At 72.3% G+C, this 15101-nt stretch carries 14 protein-coding genes; 8 read left to right on the top strand and 6 right to left on the bottom strand.

The annotated features are described in order from the left end of the window. The first annotated feature begins 303 nt into the window (after nt 1-303). A complete protein-coding gene (locus H5965_RS42695) occupies nt 304-1311 on the top strand; it encodes a pentapeptide repeat-containing protein (RefSeq protein WP_310976997.1) in 1008 nt (335 codons plus the stop codon). Between the two features lie 240 nt (nt 1312-1551). On the opposite strand, the gene H5965_RS42690 is transcribed toward H5965_RS42695, so the two are convergent. Genes H5965_RS42690 through H5965_RS42680 form a run of 3 tightly spaced genes read right to left on the bottom strand, consistent with a single transcriptional unit; the run spans nt 1552 to nt 4676 of the window. Then, nucleotides 1552-2361 carry a carbohydrate ABC transporter permease gene (locus tag H5965_RS42690; protein ID WP_310976996.1) on the bottom strand — a complete coding sequence of 270 codons (810 nt, stop codon included), beginning with the start codon at nt 2359-2361 and terminating at the stop codon, nt 1552-1554. After that, a complete protein-coding gene (locus H5965_RS42685; RefSeq protein WP_310976994.1) occupies nt 2358-3308 on the bottom strand; it encodes a sugar ABC transporter permease in 951 nt (316 codons plus the stop codon). Before H5965_RS42685 ends, H5965_RS42690 begins: the two co-directional genes overlap by 4 nt. Before the next feature lie 6 nt (nt 3309-3314). Further along, entirely contained in the window at nt 3315-4676 is a 1362-nt protein-coding gene (locus H5965_RS42680; RefSeq protein WP_310976992.1) for an extracellular solute-binding protein, read from the bottom strand. A gap of 130 nt (nt 4677-4806) precedes the next feature. On the opposite strand from H5965_RS42680, the gene H5965_RS42675 reads away from it, so the two are divergent. Next, the gene (locus H5965_RS42675) at nt 4807-5862 is read left to right on the top strand and encodes a LacI family DNA-binding transcriptional regulator (RefSeq protein WP_310976991.1); all 1056 of its coding nucleotides are present in this window, start codon (nt 4807-4809) and stop codon (nt 5860-5862) included. Then, on the top strand, nt 5862-6785 hold the full coding sequence (locus tag H5965_RS42670; protein WP_310976990.1) for a glycosyl hydrolase family 32: 924 nt from the start codon (nt 5862-5864) through the stop codon (nt 6783-6785). The genes H5965_RS42675 and H5965_RS42670 overlap by 1 nt, the downstream gene beginning before the upstream one ends. 67 nt (nt 6786-6852) lie before the next feature. Here H5965_RS42670 and H5965_RS42665 read toward each other — a convergent pair whose 3' ends face one another. After that, on the bottom strand, nt 6853-7353 hold the full coding sequence (locus tag H5965_RS42665) for a MauE/DoxX family redox-associated membrane protein (RefSeq protein WP_310976988.1): 501 nt from the start codon (nt 7351-7353) through the stop codon (nt 6853-6855). A gap of 133 nt (nt 7354-7486) precedes the next feature. On the opposite strand from H5965_RS42665, the gene H5965_RS42660 reads away from it, so the two are divergent. Genes H5965_RS42660 through H5965_RS42640 form a run of 5 tightly spaced genes read left to right on the top strand, consistent with a single transcriptional unit; the run spans nt 7487 to nt 9966 of the window. Next, nucleotides 7487-8170, top strand: coding sequence for a hypothetical protein (locus H5965_RS42660; protein ID WP_310976987.1), 684 nt, complete (start codon nt 7487-7489; stop codon nt 8168-8170). Then, nucleotides 8167-8682: a hypothetical protein gene (locus H5965_RS42655; RefSeq protein ID WP_310976985.1), complete on the top strand. Its 516-nt coding sequence runs from the start codon at nt 8167-8169 to the stop codon at nt 8680-8682. Before H5965_RS42660 ends, H5965_RS42655 begins: the two co-directional genes overlap by 4 nt. Beyond that, entirely contained in the window at nt 8648-9214 is a 567-nt protein-coding gene (locus tag H5965_RS42650) for a hypothetical protein (RefSeq protein WP_310976983.1), read from the top strand. The genes H5965_RS42655 and H5965_RS42650 overlap by 35 nt, the downstream gene beginning before the upstream one ends. Then, nucleotides 9211-9384 carry a hypothetical protein gene (locus H5965_RS42645; protein ID WP_310976981.1) on the top strand — a complete coding sequence of 58 codons (174 nt, stop codon included), beginning with the start codon at nt 9211-9213 and terminating at the stop codon, nt 9382-9384. The genes H5965_RS42650 and H5965_RS42645 overlap by 4 nt, the downstream gene beginning before the upstream one ends. Before the next feature lie 18 nt (nt 9385-9402). Further along, nucleotides 9403-9966 carry a hypothetical protein gene (locus H5965_RS42640; RefSeq protein ID WP_310976979.1) on the top strand — a complete coding sequence of 188 codons (564 nt, stop codon included), beginning with the start codon at nt 9403-9405 and terminating at the stop codon, nt 9964-9966. Here the strand turns inward: H5965_RS42640 and H5965_RS42635 are convergent. Next, nucleotides 9941-13225 carry a S8 family serine peptidase gene (locus tag H5965_RS42635; RefSeq protein ID WP_310976978.1) on the bottom strand — a complete coding sequence of 1095 codons (3285 nt, stop codon included), beginning with the start codon at nt 13223-13225 and terminating at the stop codon, nt 9941-9943. The two genes, H5965_RS42640 and H5965_RS42635, sit on opposite strands and share 26 nt — an antisense overlap. A gap of 190 nt (nt 13226-13415) precedes the next feature. Next, the gene (locus H5965_RS42630; RefSeq protein WP_310976977.1) at nt 13416-14327 is read right to left on the bottom strand and encodes a LacI family DNA-binding transcriptional regulator; all 912 of its coding nucleotides are present in this window, start codon (nt 14325-14327) and stop codon (nt 13416-13418) included. Nucleotides 14328-15101 lie beyond the last annotated feature (774 nt).

Genomic DNA, 15101 nt, shown 5'->3' with positions numbered 1-15101 from the left:
AGCCGGCCTTGTGTGATGGGTTTTTCCGCATACGGCGCGTCGGCCGGTTGCTAGCACGTCGGTTGATAGGCGAGGCCAGGCACGAGCCGGGACCACGCTTGCTCGTCGAGCCCGGTTCCAGCGATCGAAGCCGGATCAGGCGCCGCAGTTCGTCGACATCGGTAAACCCGATTTTCGCAGCTCACGACGCTATTGCCGGTTCATGGCACGCTGGGGTCTTCATTGCTGTGCAAGTCCTGGGGTTCTGGCGCGCTGGCGCATTTCCATCAGCGGTGAAAGTGCGCCTTGGGGTAGCCTCGGTCTGTGAGCCGTGATCGTGAGGCGCCGAAACCGTTGACCAATCGCGCGATCATCATCGGCGCGATCACTGTCATCCTCATCGGCGGCGCCATCCTGACGATCTTGTTGGTGCTGTACGGCACCGGCGCCCCTCAGGATCTGGCGCGGCTGGAGGCAGTGCGGACCACGGGCGCGGTAGTCGTCGGTACCGGCGGTGCGATCGCACTACTGCTCGCCGCGCGACGGCAGCGGTCCACTGAGTTGACGCTGCAGCACCAGCAGGAGGTTGCCGAGCGCGCCGAGTACGACGCCAGCGAACGGCGGATAACCGAGCTGTACACGAAAGCCGCGGATCAGCTCGGCAGTGACCGCGCGCCGGTCCGTCTTGCCGGACTCTACGCGCTGGCCAGGCTCGGCGAGACAGCCGAGTCACAGCGACAGACCATTGTGAACGTGGTGTGCGCCTACCTCCGGATGCCGTTCGCCGAACCCGAGGACGCCGATGCGCGGCAAGAAAAGCAGGTGCGCCGCGCCGCGCAGGAGATCCTCTACACGCACCGCCGACCGGACCGTCCGGACGTGTTCTGGGCGGTCACTATCGACCTGGACGACGCGAACCTGACGGAGACACTCCTGCTCGGCGCCGACTTCGCCGGGGCTTCGCTGTTCCGTGCGACGCTCAACGAGGCCGAGCTGATGGGCGCCGACTTCACCAATGCCGATCTGTCCGCAACCTCGCTGATCGGCACCCAGCTCGTCAACGCCAACCTCACCGACGCAACCCTCGACCGCGCCAATCTCGACGGCGCACTCCTGGCCGGCGCCACGCTGTCCGGAACCCTGCTCTCCGGCGCACGCTGGTCCACGCGCACCCAGTGGCCGACTGCCGAGTTCGCCCACCACGTAACCGCGGCGTCGACAGACCAAGGCGACGGAACGTTCCTCATCGGCGATCTGCGCCTGCCCAGCTCGTCGCCGCGCACGGCCGCCAATGCGAATGTCACGGTCGGCTCGGTAAGTGATCCGAACTGAGGGCACGCCGAGATTGCTTCACGCCATCGGATCCGAAGTTTCCTGTACGTAGCCATGCCACGTCGTCCATCTCACCGTCGATGATCATGCTCAGTTTTCCGGCGCCACGGTCGCGCGCGATGCGGAGGGTGAGGTCTGATGCTCCTGCGACCGGACTGTAGCGCAGGAGCAGCAAGCCCGACCGTGGGGCTCGGGCGTCCAGGCAATTCGCACGTCTGCCATTGTGGCGGGAGACGACGATCACCCCTTCAGCGAACCCGCCAGCAACGCCGACACGAACCGCCGCTGGAAGATCAAGAACACCACCAAAGTCGGCGTCAGGATCAGCAGCGAACCGGCGCACAACAGCGGGATGTCGGTACCCCACTGGCCCTGGAACGCGCCCAGCGCGCCCGCCATCGTGCGGTTCGCGGGGTTGTCCACCAGCACGATCGCGAGCAGGAACTGGTTCCACGTCCACAGGAACAGCAGGATCGCCAGCGAGGAGAGCGCCGGCTTCGCCAGGGGGACGTGGATGCGCCAGAACAGCTGCCAGGTGCTCACCCCGTCCACCCGGGCGCTTTCCGACAGCTCGTGCGGCATGGTCACGAAGTGCGCGCGCATCCAGAACACCGAGAACGGCATGTACAGGCCGATCAGCGGCAGGATGATCGCCCAGCGGGTGTTGAGCAGGCCCATGTCCCTGACCTGGAAGTAGAGCGGTGTGATGATGCCCTCGAACGGCAGCGTCAAGCCGAGCACGAAGAGCAGGAACACCGCGCGGCCGCCCGGCATGCGCAGGTGCCCGGTCGCGAAACCGGCCATCGTCGCGATCAGCAGGGACACCGGGACGACGCCGAGCACGATCAGGACGCTGGACTTCAGGAACTCGCCCAGCCGGGCCACCTCGAACGCCCTGGCGAAGTTGCCCCACTGCGGGTCGGCCGGCCAGTCCAAACCGGACGGGTACGAACCGGACGGGTGCAGCGCGGTGACGAAGAGGCTGATGAACGGCAGCACCGTCGCCGCCATCAGCAGGACGAGGAGGATGCGTCCGGTCCAGCCCCTCACGGCTTGTCCTCCTTCGAGACGCGCTGGATCGGGAGCACCACCGCGAGCACGACCACCATCAGCACGACGGCGAGCGCGGAGGCCAGCCCGACTTCGCGCTGCGAGAACGCCAGGTAGTAGATCTCCAGGCCCGGCACCATGGTCGCGTTCCCGGGACCGCCCTGCGTCGAGACGTACACGACGTCGAAGCTCGCGAGTGCGGCGATGATCGTCACCGTCACGCAGACGCCGATCTCCTGGCGCAGGCTGGGCACCGTGATCGCGAAGAACTCGCGGACGACCCCGGCCCCGTCGATGCGCGCCGCCTCGTACAGGGCCGGGTCGATCTTGCTCATGCCCGACAGGAAGAGCAGGATGCACAGGCCGAGCAGGACCCACGCGCCGATCACCCCGACGGCGGGCAGCGCGGTCGAGGAGTCACCGAGCCATGCCTTCGACACCTTGCCGAGGCCCAGCGCCGAGAACAGCTGGTTGACGACGCCGGTGGCCGACAGCAGCCACGTCCACGCGATGCCGGCGGCGACCAGCGGGATCACCTGCGGCAGGAACAGCACGGTCCGGGCGACGAGCGCGAGCCGGCTCGTCGCGATGCGGCGGATCGTCGCCGCGATCGCCAGGCCGAGCAGCACCGGGATCCCGCTGAAGAACACGATCAGCTCGAACGCGTGGAGGATCGACTCGTACAGTTCCGGATCGGTGAACACCTTGGCGTAGTTGCCGAAGCCGGCCCACCGGGACGCGCCGATGCCGTTCCAGTCGTAGAACGAGTACTGCACGGTGAGGACGATCGGCCGCAGCACGAACACGGCGTAGAAGAGCAGGGCCGGCGCCACGAAGAGCCAACCCGCCCAGCCGGTGCGGCGGGACCGGCGGCGACGGCGCGCCGGCGGTCCCACCACGGTGGACGGTCGCGGCCCGGCCGCGAGGAGGTTGCCCGACCTGGTCATCGGGGCCTAGCTCCCGACCTGGTCGGTGTAGTCGCGCTGCACCGACTTCAGCAGCCCGTCCGGCGTCTGCTCGCCGGAAACCAGTTTCTGCAGCTGCGGCGTCCAGCTCTTGGCGTAGATCGCCCCGGTCGCGTTGGCGATGAAGTCCATGGCGGTGCCGGCCTGGTCGACCTGGGCGGCGGCTTCGAGCGTCCCCGCGGTCACCGTGCCCGCCGCCACCGGGGGCAGCGGCGCGTCCGCGGGGCCCATCGGGTGCGATCCGCCGGTCTGCACGGCGACTTCCCGCGCCTTGCCGTTGGTGGCCACCCAGTTGAGGAAGAACGCCGCGCAGTCGGCGTGCGGGGCCTTGGCGCTGATCCCGACCGTCAGGGGTGCCGACATCGCCGCGGGCTTGCCCCCGGCCTGTGCCGGCGGCATCGGGAAGAACCCGACGTTGCCGGCCATCTGTTTGTCCAGGTTGGCCGATTCCCAGTCGCCGTTGAAGCTGAACAGGCCCTGTCCGGCGGTGAACCGGCTGACCATCTGGGCGTAGTCGACGGCGTTGACGTCCGGCGCGAAGTAGCCGGCCTTGATCCACTGCTCGAGGTGCTGGGCGGCCTGCAGGTTCGCCGGCGTGTCGATGGTGGCGCCGGGCTTCTGGTAGATCCAGTCGTTGATCGGCGCCGGCTGCCCGACCGAGGCCATCAGGTCCTGCAGCGGGAAGGCCAGCCCGCCGGTGGCGCCGCCGTTGAACTGCTGGATCGGCTGGATCCCGGCGTTCTTCGCCTTCGCCATGGCCTCGTCGAGCTGCGCGAGCGTGGCCGGCGGGGTGGTCAGGCCGATCCGGGCCGCGAGCTGCTTGTTGTAGAAGACGCCGGTCACGCTGAAGTTCAGGCCCATGGCGTAGAGCGACCCGGCTCCGCGCGGCCGCCCGCCCGGGCCCATCCGCAGCTGCGCGAGCTGCCCGGACGGCCACTTGTCCCAGCCGAACCACTTCGCGTACCCGTCGAGGTTCTTCAGCAGGCCGTCCTTGACCAGCTCGGACACCTGCGGCAGGCGCATCAGGTCCGGCGGGTCGTCGGCGAGGACGCGCGGCGCGTTCTGGGTGATCACCGCGAACTGGTCCTCGCGGACGTCCCACTTGACGTTCGGGAACTGCTTGGTGAACTCGTCGGTGAGCGCTTTCGCCATCGGGAAGCCGGTTTCGAAGTAGCCGCGCAGGGTGACCGGTGCGCTCCCGCACGTCGGCTCCGCGGTGACGGCCGTGGCGGTGGTTTCGCCGGGGCCCGCGCTGCCGCCCGGACCCGAACAGGCCGCGGCCAGCGTGCCGGCCAGCGTGAGGACCAGGAGGGTGCCGAGGGGCCGGCCGGGGTGTGTTCGACGGGACAACATCGTCTCCTCCGTCGCAAGTGGATTCACCGGTCGAGCAGGGGTTTCGACCTTGCTAAACCGAGTTAGCATCGGTAGTCTCGGCGATCGGACGAGCCGGTGTCAAGACGGGGAAAGCGGGGGTGCGACGGTGAGCCCACGACGGGTCACGCTGGCCGACGTCGCCAAGGCGGCGGGGGTCTCGCGCAGCACCGCGTCCCTGGTGCTTTCGGGCCGGGGAGCGGAACTGCGCATTTCCGGCGAGGTCCAGGAGCGGCTCAAGGCGATCGCGGAAGAACTCGGCTACCGGCCGAACATCGTCTCCGCCGGCCTGCGCACCGGGCGCACGCTGACCATCGGGTTCGTCTCCGACACGGTCGCCACCTCCCGGCTGGCGGGCGACATGATCAAGGGTGCGATCGAGGCCGCCCGCGATCGGGGCGTCCTGCTGTTCATCGGTGAGTCCGAAGGGGACAGCAAGCTCGAACACGCGCTGCTGCAAGGCATGCACGACCGCCAGGTCGACGGAATCGTCTTCGCCTCGATGTACACTCGGCGCGTCTCGGTTCCCGAGAGCCTGCTGGGGACGTCGGCGGTCCTGCTCAACGCCGTGCCGAAGACGCCTTCGCCGTTGCCCGTGGTGGTGCCGGACGAGGTCGAGGCCGGCCGCGCGGCCGCGCGGGTGCTGCTGGAAGCCGGGCACCGGGACGGCATCCACCTGATCGGCGCCGGGCCGGGGCTCCGGAACGTGCCGCGGGGCAGTGTCGCGGCGGTGGAACGGCTCGTCGGCATCCGCGAGGTCTTCGCCGGGGCCGGCGTCGAGCTCGCGGGCGGCACCAGGACCGCCGACTGGCTGCCCGAGTACGGCTTCGACGCGACCCGGGACCTGCTCGCCCGCACAAAGCCGCGGGCCCTGATCTGCCTCAACGACCGGCTCGCCTTCGGGGCCTACCAGGCACTGGCCGAGGCGTCGCTGAGCGTTCCGGACGACGTCTCGGTGGTCTCGTTCGACGACCACCCGCTCGCCTCGTGGATGCGGCCCAAGCTCACCACCGTCGCCCTGCCGTTCTACGACCTCGGCCGCACCGCGGTCGACGCGCTCTTCGCCGAGATCAACGGCGAAACCGCCGGGGAGAAACCGGTCCACCGCATCCCGATGCCGCTGCGCACCCGGGCTTCGGTCGCCCGGCCGCCGGAGGTGCGCTGATGCTGCGCCTGCCCGACCACTGGGTGTGGGACAGCTGGTACACCACGGACGACGACGGCCGCCACCACGTCTTCTTCCTGCGCGCCTCGCGGGCACTGCTCGATCCCGAGCGGCGCCACCGGCGGGCGTCGATCGGGCACGCCGTTTCCCGCGACCTGCGCCACTGGGAGCTGGTCGCCGACGCGCTGGTCCCCGCCGACGGACCGGCGTGGGACGACCTCGCGACCTGGACCGGGTCCGTCGTCCGCGGCCCGGACCGGCGCTGGTACCTGTTCTACACCGGCGTCGGCGACGACGGCGATCACGCGGTGCAGCGGATCGGCCTCGCTGTCTCCGACGACCTCGGCACGTGGCACCGATCCGGGGTGAAGCCGCTCGTCGAACCCGACCCGACCTGGTACGCCCACGGCGACCGCGCGGACTGGGCCGGCGAAGCCTGGCGGGACCCGTGGGTCTTCCCGTCTCCGGACGGGGACGGCTGGCACATGCTCGTCACCGCCCACGCGAAGGACGGCGCCCCGCTCGAGCGCGGGGTGATCGGCCACGCCTTCTCGGCCGACCTGCTGAACTGGGAGGTCGGGCCGCCGCTGACCCGGCCCGGCGGCTTCGGGCACCTCGAGGTCCCCCAGGTCGCGGTCGTCGACGGGCAGCCGCTGCTGCTCTTCTGCAGCAACCTCGGTCCCCGGGCCGCCGCGGACCAGGTGTGGGCGGTGCCCGGGCCCGCGGTGACCGGTCCGTGGGACCTGTCCCTCGCCCGGCCCGTGCCGTGTCCCGGGCTGTACGCGCCCCGCCTGGTTCGCGACACCGGGAACCGGTGGAATCTCCTCGGGTTCGTGGCCGAGCGGGACGGCGGGTTCGCCGGGGAACTGTCCGATCCCTTCGCCGTCCGCTACACCGCCGCCGAAGGGCTTCACCTGCTCTGACCGGCAGTGATTTTCCGGCGAATAAGCACCGATTCACAAACCGTCGAGGAATCGCTTCGGAGGCGGTTCAGCCGCCTCGGCGCCACGCCGGAATGAGGTGGTTCGCCATCGCGAGGACCACGCCGGCGGCCGCGCACGCCCAGCGGTCCGGGGCCGGTCCGGGCACGCCGAAGACCGCGCACCCGGCGCTGCCCACGGCGAGCACGGCCGCTCGGGCCACCACCGCCCACGACACCCGTTCCGCGCCGAAACACCCGCACGGAACGCCGGGCCGGCGCGTCCGCAACACCGCCGTGTAGCCGGCAAAAGCGCAGTACAGCGCGGCTTGCGCGGTGGCGGGCCAGACCGTGACCGCCGGGGCGGCGAGCAGGACCGCGAGCATCGCCGCGCCCACGAAGATCTCCGCACCCGCGGCCGGCGCGGCCACCGCCGGCGGCAGCAGGCGGTGGCCGCGCAGCACCGCGCGATGCTCGCGGTGGCGCACGGCGTGGGAGCCGCCGGCGGCGGTCAGGAGAAACGCGCCGAGTGCCGTCAGGGCCGTCATTCCCGCGGACCAGAAGGAGTGCATGGACCCACGGTAATAGTGGACAAAAATACCCTCCCCGTTCGGAGCAATTCGGGATCTGCTGGAAAATGATCGTGGCGACCGCGGAATCCGTCGGCTAGTCTCACCGGGTGCGATTCCGGGAATCGGAGGTATCATGGGGGCACAACGGTTGCGATTGGTGGCGCCGGGCGGCGACCGGGTGACCGTGGGCCTGCCCGGGGCGGCCCCCGTTTCCCACGTCGTGGCCGGTGTCCGGTTCGTCGGCGGGTCGTACGGCACCGGCTTCCAGATCGGCCCGCGCGGCTACCACGACTTCGCGTGCACGTACGTCGCCCCGGCCGAAACCCGCGAGCGCCTGGTCGTGCACGGCCGGGAAGTGGTCGTCGCCGAAGCCCGCGACGGGCAGTCGTCCGTGGCCACCCTGCTCGGCGCCTACCACGAGCTGATGACCGTGTACGCCGGCCCGGCACCCCGCCGCGACCGCGTGCTGGCCCTGTTCGGCTCGCTGCGGATCGAAGACCACGTCGACGGCATGACCGTCGTCCCCCGCGCGGAAACGCTGCTGGACCCGGCGAACGAGCACTTCGTGGTGGTGGTGCGGGACCACGGTTCGCTGTCGATCCCGGCGCCGCGCCAGGCCGCGGCCCTGCTGCCCCGGCACGCGGGTGCGCGCACGAAGCACGGCGAGGTCTGGAAGTCCGGGCACGCCAAGGGTTCCTTCGTCCTCGGCTGCCCGGCGGGCGTGGCCGAAGTGCACCTCGCGGACACGCCGGCGAAGACCGAACGGGACCGGCTCGACTGGCTCGACGGCATCGACATCGCCTGGGACCGGCGATGACGCCGTCGACCGCGTTCGCCGTCCTCACCTGGGCGGCGATCATCCTGCTGTTCTTCGGCCTGGCCGCCGTCCTGCGCGAAGTCCGGCTGCTGCGCGGGACGATCACCCGCAGCACGGACGGCTTCGTCGCGGCGCCACCGGACCTGGTGCTGGGCCCGCGGTTCGCGGGCCGGGTCGTGGCCACGGTCGATTCGGGCTGCCCGCTGTGCCTCACCGTGGTCGAGCGGCTGGCGGCGCTCGGGGCGGACGCGACCCTGCTGACCCACGAACCTGCGACGACCTGGGCGGAGCTCGCCCACGGCCTGCCGGTGGTCCGCGACGCCGAAGCGTGGCGTTCGGTTTCCCACCTCTCGCCGCCGGTGCTGATGCTGCTCGACGACACCGGCCGCGCCCGCCGGGTGCTGCTCCCGGTCCGGGCGTCCGAAGTGGACACCACACTGGCCGGCTGGGCCGGTCCGACGTCAGGAGGTGAAGCCGGTGACGCTGGAGTCGGCGCACATTCCCGATCTTGACCACCCCGGCCCGGACGCCGTGGCCACCCGCGCGGGGCGGAAGCTGAAGGTCCGCGGCACGCGCCGGACGTTCCTGCGCGCGGTGGCGCTCGGCGCGCTGACGATCGGCGCGACCGCGCTCGACTGGTCGGGCCTGTCCCGCGTCCGGAAGGCGAACGCCGAGTTCAGCCCGTACGGCATGCCGGGCTTCGACCGCAACGACTGCCGGGACGCCTATCCCACCGGCTACGCCGAACTGACCGACACCAGCGGCACGTACGTCAACACCTACGCCGCCTGCTTCGGCGGGTTCTGGCGGGGGAGCACCTACTGCGAAGCGGGCTGGCACAAGTACGGCACCTGGAACGAGGGCGGCCTCCAGGTCGACCACCAGCCCGTGGCCAACACGTGCGGCCAGTTCGTCGGCAAGAACGCGTGGCGGTGGACGACGCCGGACCAGAAGGTCTACCGCTGCTCCGACGGCTTCTCCACCTTCTGGGGCGGCGGGTACACCGGCCAGACGTACCTGACGATCTGCCGCGCGGCCCTGTGAAGGACGGGACCGCCCGGCGCCGGTGGCACCCGCTGACCCTCGCCGCCGGGCTGGTGCTCGCCGCGGCCGTGGCGACGATCGCGCTCCTGTTCGCGCCGGGCCGGCTGCTGCCGGGGGCGTGGCTCGTGCTGTGCGCGGCCGCCGGGTTCGCCACCAGCGGCTCCAGTTGAAGCCGGAACTCGGCCTTCGTGCTGAGCTCGCCGGTCTGGCGAGGCACTCCGACACTGGCGTTCTGCGCCGGGCTCGTCTGCGGCGGCGTCCTGACCGCGCTCGTCTCGCTCGTGGCCGGTTCCCTGCTGCGCGCCCCGCTTCCCGCGGCCGCCTGCTGGGCCGTGGTGGCCGCGGTGCTGGGTGCGGTGCTGCTGCGGGAAACCGGGGTGTGGTCGTTCCGGCTGCCGGAGAACCGGCGGCTGGTGCCGGACACGGTGTTCCGGCTCGGCCGCCACCTCGGCCCGCTGCAGTTCGGGTTCGAAATGGGCACCGGCGCGCGCACCTACCTGCCCAGCGGCCTGCCGTACGTGGCCGCGATCGCCGTCGCCCTCACGGCTTCGCTGCCCGCGGCGCTGGCCGCGGGTGTCGGGTTCGGGCTGGGCCGCGCGCTGATGACGACGGCGAACCTGCGCTACGACGGCGAAAGCGGCTGGGACGGCGAATGGCGCGCCCACGGCCGGGCCCTGAAAGCCCTGACCGGGGCCGCCTTCGTCGTCCCGCTCGCCGCCGTCGCGGTCACGGTGCTGTCTGGTACGCCCTGAGCACGGTCTGGGTGACCGCGTTGCCGTCGGTGTCCCGGGCGGTGATCCGCAGCGACACGAACCCCGCGGCCGCCGGGTTGCGCACCACCGCGAGGCCACCGTTGCCGATGCGGGCCGTGGGCACGGGTGTCCACTTCGCACCGTCGTCAACGGACGTTTCGACGCGCAGGTCCGCCAGCCGGAGCTCGCCCGCACCCGGCTGCCGCTGCGCGGTCAGGGCGAGCACGAACGGCTTCCCGGCCGGGGCCCGGCTCTGCTCGTCGACCGCGCCCTCGGCCCGGACCACCAGGAGCGGCAACGGTTTCGCGGGCGCCGCCAGGCCGGGCTCGCGGAACGTCCACAGCACGTCCGCCGCGGTCCCCACCACCGACCACGGCACGCTGCGCGTGGCCACCGACCGCAGCGTGTACGTGCCCGCGTCGTCCGGGATGGCCAGGGCCCCGATCGCCGGGCTCGGCGCGGTGGCCAGCGTGACGCCGTCGCGCGACAGCGTCGCCGTGCCGGTGAGGCCTCCGGGGGGCGAGGTGTACTGCTCCGGATCGCTGCCCGACACCAGCGGGATCGCGTACACCAGCTGGTTCCCGGCGCGGAGCACACCCCAGCCGTCCTGCGGCGCGCCGAAAGCGGGCCCGACCGGCGCGCGGTTCCAGCCGGCGCGCTGCGGCCCGGCCCGGTAGGTCCGGTAGGAATAGTTGCTTTCCGCGTCGGTCAGCGGATCCGGGTACACCGCCAGGAGGTGCTGCCAGGTCACCCCGGTCGTGTAGTACTCGGTGCGCCGGCTCGGCAGGGCCTGGGCGGCGACCTGGTACGTCCCGCTGTCGGCGCCCGGGAAACCGAACGTGACGTCGTCGAGACGCAGGCTGTCCGCCGGTTTCCCCTGCGTGTGGTACCGCGCGTCGACCACCGCGAGGTCCCGGTCGCGCACCCGGAAGACCGGGTCCGCCGGCACGCGGCCGCGTTCGAGCAGCGCCAGCTGGTAGACGTAGTCGCCGTCCGGGCGGGCGGCCAGCGTCGCCCGGAAGTACAGCGCGTAGGTGTGGTCGGTGACCTCGCGGCCCGAGCCCACCGCGTACAGCTCGGTGCCCGGCTGGATGATCCAGGCGAGCGTGTTCGTCCGGGTCCCGCCCGGGTTCCCGGACACCAGGCCCAGTTCGCCGCCCTGCAGCCGCGCGTCCGCGCGGTCGACCACCGCGCGCAGCGGTTGGCCCGCACGGGCGTCCAAGGTGAGGGAAACCGGGCCGGTCACCGGCTGACCGGGCCGCGACAGCAGCGTCACCGCGGCCGGCCGGGTCTGGCCGGTCGGGTCTCCGGACACGTCGAGCGCGTTGAGGTCGTAGCGTCCCTTGGGCACCCGCACCACGGCCGTGCCGTCGGCGCCGAACGGCCGCACGCCGAACGCGGCTCCGGTCGCGGTGTCGACGAGGGTGGCGACCCCCGCGGTGAACCGCCCGTCCCGGCCGATCAGCCGCACCGACACGTCGTAGCTTTCGGCTTCCAGGAAGGCGCCGAGCGCGGTCTGCACGGTGATCCCGGGCGCCGTCGCGGTCAGCCGGTCGCCGTGCGGCCCGGCCGCGGCCCCGCCGGCCTGCAGGGTGACGCCGGCGTCGGCATCGCCGTGCGCGGGCACCACCACGGCCGCGGCCGTGGGCGTGAACAAGGGCGAGGTGGTGGCGAGCGCCAGGGTGACGGGCGCGTCGCCGTCGTTGTGGTAGGTCACGGTTTTCGTGACGGGCCGGGTGCGCGGCCAGGCGACGAAGCCGTAGCCGAGGCTGCCGGTGGTGGCGGTGACCTGCTGGGTGACCGCGCGGGCGGCGTCGACCCGGCCGGCTCCCTGCTCGGCGACGGCGCCGGTGGGCTTGGCGGTGCTGGTCAGCGTCGTCTTGAGCCGGCCGGCGAGCCAGTCCGGGTGCCGCTGGAGCAGCAGGGCCGCCGCACCGGCGACGTGCGGTGCCGCCATCGACGTCCCGGAGAGCCGCGCGTAGTCGTCGTCGACCGGCGCGGTGTCGCCGTCGCGCGTCCCCGCGGCCCGCGCCGAGACGATGCCCTCGCCGGGCGCGGCGATGTCGGGCTTGACCGCGTGGTCGCCGAGCCGCGCGCCCCGGTTCGAGAACGCGCTGGTGGTGTCCTGGGCCGACACGCTGCCGACCGCCAGCGCCGCGTCGGCCGCGGCGGGCGCGACGACCGGGCCGGGTTCGGGCAGGTCGAGCGAGCGGTCGTTCCCGGCCGGGGCGACGAACAACGTGCCGTAGCGGCCGGTCAGCGCGTTCACCGCCTGGGACACCGGATCCGTGCCGTCGGTCGCGTCGCCGCCGAGGCTCAGGTTGACCACGCGGACCTTCGGCGCGATCCACTCCATGCCCGCGATCACCGCGGATTCCGGGCAGCCGTGGGCGACGCAGACCTTGCCGCTGACCAGCCGGGCGTCCGGCGCCACCCCGCGGTAGCGGCCACCGGAAGCGGCCCCGGTGCCGGCGATGATGCCGGCGACGTGCGTGCCGTGCCCGAGGTCGTCGCCCGCGTCCGGCCGGGTTCCGGTGAAGTCCCGGGCCTCCACGACTTTGCCGGCGAGATCCGGGTGATCGGCCTGGACGCCGGTGTCGAGCACGCCGACGGTGACCCCGCGGCCCGTGTAGCCCGCCTGCCAGGCGGCCGGGCCGCCGATCTGCGGCACGCTGACGTCGAGGGCCGGGGTGGCCAGGCCGTCCAGCCACACCTTGCCGACCCCGGGCCGCAGCGCGGACCCGGCGGTGAGCCAGGACCAGAACTCCGTGGCGCGCCGCCGGTCCTGGCGCAGCGCCGCGCCGCGCACGCTCGGCAGGTCGCGGACGGCCGTCGTGGCGGGCGGGGTGGCGGCGGGGGAGCCGGCGGAATAGGTGACGATCAGGGGGAGGCTGCCTTCGGAGTCGGCGAGGTGCTGCCGCAGCAGCCCGGAAACGTCGAACAGCCGGGAATCGAGCTTGCCGGACGCCACCAGCGCCAGCGCGTCCGACGGCACCACGGTGATGTCGCCGGCCTGCGCGCCGGTGTGCGTTTCGCGGAAGAAACCGATCCGCTCGCGGCCCGGACCCGGTTCGACCGTGACCGTGCTTTCCCCGCGGGAATTCGGGAGCACCCGCACCCGGTCGCCGGTGATCAGCGTGACCGATTGGCCCGAATCGCTTGCTGCCACGGGGGAGGCGGCCGGTTCCGCCGCCGCCGGAACGGGCAGCGACCACCCCGCCACCACGACGGCCGCCAGCGCCAGCTGTCTTCGATGCATGTCAGGCCCCTCCGGCTGAGATCGCTTCCCCCGGATTTCGTCTCGGCAAATGCGAGCGGGAAAAACAGCCGCGCGGTCGCCGCGGCCACGTTAACACCGGTCCGGGCCGTCCGGGCAATACGTCATTTCCGTGAACCAACCGCCGACAATTGATCACCGGAATACCGACAGTGGCAAAATACGCGGGGCGCTATTCGGCCCGCCCGGTTCCCGGCAGGCGCGGCGGCGCGGTGCTGGCGCGGACCGTCAGCTCCGGGGCGAGCAGCCGGGTTCCCGGCGCGGTGCCGTCGTCGAGCTGCCCGAGGACCGTTTCGACGGCCAGCGCGCCGATCTCCCGCGCCGGGATGGCCAGGCAGGTCAGCTCGAGCAGGCTGTGCGCGGTCAGGCTGTCCGGGCAGACCGCGACCAGCGAGACGTCCTCGGGGACCCGCAGCCCGCGGTGGTGCAGGGCCGCCAGTACCGCGGGCAGCGCCGTTTCGTTGTGCACCACCAGACCGGTGACGCCGGGGTGGCGGGCGAACAGCGCGTCCAGGCCGCGCAGCGTCCGCCAGTGGGTGTCGCCCCAGGCCAGCGTCGTCGAGCGGATGCCCCGGCGATCCGCTTCCGCGGTGAAGCCCTGCGCGAGCCGGGTCGCGGCACTGCTGCCGCGCCGGTAGGTCGCGGGGGTCGAGCCGATCAGGGCGACGTGCTCGTGCCCGAGGCCGGCGAGGTGCCCGAGGCAGAGCGCGCCCGCCGCGGCGAAGTCGAGGTCGAGGCAGCCGAGCCCGCGCGGCCGGTCCGGCACGCCGATCAGCACCGCCGGCCGGCCGAGCCCGAGCAGCACCGGCACCCGCGCGTCCGCGGCTTCGACGTCCATCACGACGACCCCGTCGGCGACCGCCGAGGACACCGCCCGGCGCAGCGCGGCCGGGCCGTCTTCGGCGGTGAGCAGCAGCAGGGCGTGGTCCCGGGCCCCGGCCGCGGCGATCGCGGCGGCCACGAACTCCCGCACGACGACGTCGTGGGCGCCGGCGCGCAGCGGCACGACCAAGGCCAGGACGTTCGTCCGGGGGCCGGCGGTGAGCCGGGCCCCGGCGTGCCGGTGGTGACCGCGCTTGCGCATGGCGTTCTCGACTGCCCCCCAGGAGACGGCGACCCGTCACTCTTCGTCGAACCGCATCGACGATATTTGAACGTAGAGTACTCATCGGGGATGTGCAAGCAGCCCGGCGAGCACATCGGGCCGGTCCGGGGCGAGGAAGTGGCCCGCTCCCGGCACCTCCGTGAACCCGGCGTGGGGCAGCAGATCCCGGTTGGCCCGCCGATCCGACGGCCGGGACCAGTCGTGCTCGCCGTAGCCGAACCGGACGGGCGCTTCGACTTCGGCGTAACGCGAGCGGGCCGCGATGAGGCTCGGCAGGTTCTGGTGGATCCCGCGGCAGGGCGCTCTTGTCGCCGAGGCCGCCGCGCAGGATCCGGCGCAGCGCGGCTTTCGGCTCCACCCCGGCGACCACCGGGCCCACGCCGGGGGCGAGGACGCCGGTCACCACCGCACGGGCGAGCAGGCCGGACCGCGCGATGCCGCCGCGGAAGTCGTAGGCGTTCACCGCGACGACGCGCCGGACCCGGTCCGGCAGCTCGGCGGCCCAGCAGCGTCACGTCATGGAGGTCGAGTTCGGTGCGGAGCCGTTCCACGCCGGCGCGCAACGCCGGTTCGGCGGAAGTGCTCGGCCGGACCGGAAACCGATCGGTTTACCGAGTCCGTTCCGAGGAGTCTCAATGACTGTGTCAAGCAGCGGTTGCGGCCGTGATCGGTGGTGAGGGGTGAAACTCGCGGCCGTCGCGCAGCAGCGCCCAGATGACGTCGACCAGGCGGCGGGCCAGGGCGATCAGTGCT

This window comes from Amycolatopsis sp. 505 (assembly GCF_031625235.1).
Taxonomy (GTDB): Bacteria; Actinomycetota; Actinomycetes; order Mycobacteriales; family Pseudonocardiaceae; genus Amycolatopsis.
The sequence above is the reverse complement of the archived record's forward strand: the minus strand, read 5'-3'. Positions and strand labels throughout refer to the sequence as shown.